Raw genomic sequence first — 907 nt, forward strand, 5'->3', positions numbered from 1 at the left:
CATAATCATCAACTTAGACAGCGCCAGCACGATAAAGGTAATCACAAACAGGATCAGGCCGAGCTGCATCAATGCCGCCGTGTGCAGGCCAGATTCCGCTTCGGCAAATTCGTTCGCTAACGCGGAGGTAATACTGTTGCCGGGCATAAAGAGAGAGATACTGTCCAACTGGTAGGTATTACCGATAATAAAGGTCACGGCCATGGTTTCGCCCAGAGCACGTCCTAACCCGAGCATGACGCCGCCAATCACCCCATTTTTAGTGAAGGGCAGTACGATGCGCCAAATCACTTCCCACGTCGTGCAACCAATACCGTAAGCAGACTCTTTCATCATTACTGGTGTTTGCTCAAACACGTCACGCATTACGGCGGCAATGTAAGGGATGATCATAATGGCCAGAATCACACCCGCGGCCAGAATACCGATACCAAACGCCGGGCCAGAGAACAACGTTCCCAAAAAAGGAATGCCGGACAGGATATTCCCTACCGGTTGCTGGAAGTATTTGGCAAACAACGGTGCGAAGATAAACAGACCCCACATGCCGTAAACGATACTCGGAATGGCGGCCAATAATTCGATGGCAACGCCCAGCGGACGTTTTAACCAGTTCGGTGCCAGTTCGGTCAGGAACAGGGCGATACCGAAGCTGATAGGGATAGCAATAATCAGGGCAATCAGCGAGGTCACGACGGTGCCGTAAATCGGTACCAACGCACCGAACTGCCCGGCAGGCGCGTCCCACTCTTTGGTCCACAAGAATGCCAGACCAAACTTCTCAATGCTCGGCCAGGATGCCACGATCAGGGATACGATGATGCCGCCCAGCAGCAGCAGCGTCAGCAGCGCGGAGGCTCTTACCATCGCGCTAAAGATGACGTCGCCCAGCTTTCCGGGGGCTTTC

General features: G+C 53.6%; 1 protein-coding gene. It reads right to left on the minus strand.

The annotated features are described in order from the left end of the window. A partial coding sequence (pstC, locus tag J5224_RS30775; RefSeq protein ID WP_264628820.1) for a phosphate ABC transporter permease PstC occupies positions 1 to 907 on the minus strand: 907 nt, incomplete at both ends.

The organism is Candidatus Symbiopectobacterium sp. NZEC135 (assembly GCF_025962695.1).